This is a genomic window from Iodidimonas gelatinilytica, from assembly GCF_008579125.1.
GTDB classification, from domain to species: Bacteria; Pseudomonadota; Alphaproteobacteria; order Sphingomonadales; family Rhodothalassiaceae; genus Iodidimonas; species Iodidimonas muriae.
In genome coordinates, this window is the sequence record NZ_BKCL01000024.1 from 1 (window position 1) to 2084 (window position 2084).

Annotated in this window: 3 protein-coding genes; 2 read left to right on the top strand and 1 reads right to left on the bottom strand. The window is 54.9% G+C overall.

The window, feature by feature from the left end:
• On the bottom strand, positions 1 to 390 hold the full coding sequence (locus JCM17844_RS13805) for a hypothetical protein (protein WP_150001478.1): 390 nt from the start codon (positions 388 to 390) through the stop codon (positions 1 to 3).
• 126 nt (positions 391 to 516) lie between these two features.
• Between JCM17844_RS13805 and JCM17844_RS13810 the strand changes: the two genes are divergently transcribed.
• Together JCM17844_RS13810 and JCM17844_RS13815 are read left to right on the top strand one after the other, a co-directional pair.
• Positions 517 to 1377 carry a hypothetical protein gene (locus tag JCM17844_RS13810; RefSeq protein WP_150001479.1) on the top strand — a complete coding sequence of 287 codons (861 nt, stop codon included), beginning with the start codon at positions 517 to 519 and terminating at the stop codon, positions 1375 to 1377.
• 56 nt (positions 1378 to 1433) lie between these two features.
• Positions 1434 to 1967, top strand: a complete 534-nt coding sequence (locus JCM17844_RS13815; RefSeq protein ID WP_150001480.1) for a hypothetical protein — start codon at positions 1434 to 1436, stop codon at positions 1965 to 1967.
• Positions 1968 to 2084 lie beyond the last annotated feature (117 nt).

A 2084-nucleotide genomic window follows, 5' to 3' on the forward strand; every position in this document is an offset into this window, starting at 1 on the left:
TCAAGCCACCCCTCTCACGTCACCCCCGGACTTGATCCGGGGGTCCAGTCCGGCAACGCCGCCACCCTCCACCAGCGAAAGTCTGGATTCCCGGGTCAAGCCCGGGAATGACGAAAGAAAAAGCACACACCCCGAAAATGGCAGGCAGATCACCCCGAAACAGCATAATAAATTACCGCGCCATCCTTGAAAAAGACACAAAAGGGTGGCAAAAACCACACAGCCATAAGAAAAATGCCGCTCAAAGCGCACCGCTATCCTTAAAATAGTCTTACCAGAAATGGCAGAATATGCCGCAAAAAGCCTGAGTGGTAAAACTTTGGTAAACACCGCACGAAAAAAAGTAGAAAATGGCGGTTTTGCACGTCTTGACAGGGCTCGCGCTTTCATCCTAACTACCACCATCATGCTGAGAGGGGATGAGCGCCGTGTTAAGCGACCTGCTCGCGTCTGTATTTCTGTGCAAGCCGCTCTCGACGCAAGATGGACCTAACCTTGAACAAGGACGGACACACGATGAAAACTCTTAATAAACTGGCCCTTTCCAGCGCCCTTGTCGCGCTTATGGCCGGAACTGCACATGCGCAGGCAACGGATACAATTACCCTTGCTGTCACCGGCGGTGGCACCATCCAAAATGAAGTGAATCTGGTGGATACCGCCGTTCTGGCTGGCCAAAGCGGCACTCTGGAATTCACCATCACCCCCACCAACCCCAATGGCGATCCTTGGGGCGTGAATGGTCTGACCTCAGCCGGTTTGGTGGAACTGACCCTTGACAATGCCGTTTTCGGCAACCCTGTCAGCCAAACGGCTGTTGCTGATACGGGTGATGGCTCTTGCGCCGCTGGCGTACAGGCTGTGACCGCTGGCTCCACAGATTCCAGCATCATCTTTGAAATTGCCAATATCGAGAACTGTGCTGACCCATTGGCTGCCAGCGGTGTGCTTGAAATCACCGTTCCTTTCGCCCTGTCTTCCATTGCGGCTGCAAACTTCTCTGTTGGTGTGGAAGCTGTTGTCGGCGATACCACCCTTGCCGATACCACCGCTTATGAAGTCAATGGCGGCCCGCTGGTTGAAGTTGGCCCGGCATTCGTTGTCACCGTCGATGAGACCGGTGCAGCAGGTGCTACCGATCGCACCTTGGCGCTTGGCACAGCCACCGAAAAATCCTTCACGCAGTTTACAGCGGACGTCGCGACGGATGGTGTCTTCACTGCCCAGCTTGGCTCCATTGATGTGGCTGCTGGCAATAATGCAACGAATCTGGTCGGTGGCACCGTTGGTGTTCCGTCCGATTTCGATGTCAGCATTTCTGGTGTTTCTGTGGCCGGGATCGACAAATTCACCGTTGGTGCTGTTGATGTTGCCTGAACAGTGATGAAGACGCTTTTGAAGGCAATGTTGCCCTCGGCATCGGCACCCATAACGTGGTTGTTGAACTGGCCGGTGACACCACGCTCGAAGATGGTGTGTCCGTTTCTTCGCAGACCTTCTCTGCTGATGTCACGGTCAACTCCCCGGATGTGGATCCCATCGAAGGCTCCGGTTCTTTTGCGGAAATCCTCCGCGATGGTTCGGAAAGCGATGCCTTTGAATGGGTTGCGCTTGAGCCTGCCAATCTGAACAACATCTTCCGCTTCACCAATCTTGAAGCTGATGCGCAGGTCTTCGCCACCATCCGCGATCTGAACTCCACAGCAACCGACATTGAAGATTTCGATGTTACCGCTGCTGGCCTCACCTCTGGCATCTCTGCCGGTGGCGAACTGCAGATCACAGCCGTTGAACTGGGCGATGCCTTGGTAGCAGCCGGTGTTCTCGATGCCGATGCCGTCAGCATCACCCGCGGCACGGTTGAGTTCACCATTGAACAAGCTCCGGGCAGCCTTCAAGTCCGTCGCCTGATGTTCAACGCCGATGGCGCCGTGAACAGCACTGCCGAATTCATTAACATTCCTTGATCCGTCATAACGGATAAGATGAACGATCGAGAAAGGGTGGCTTCGGCCACCCTTTTTTTGTGCAAAACCGCCCCCCCCCACCCGTCACCTACCAGCCTACCAGCCTACCAGCCTCCC

Bases quoted from the DNA above. Each gene is read 5' to 3' on its own strand.
- JCM17844_RS13805 (WP_150001478.1), bottom strand. From the start codon at position 390: ATGAAAGCGCGAGCCCTGTCAAGACGTGCAAAACCGCCATTTTCTACT.
- JCM17844_RS13810 (WP_150001479.1), top strand. From the start codon at position 517: ATGAAAACTCTTAATAAACTGGCCCTTTCCAGCGCCCTTGTCGCGCTT.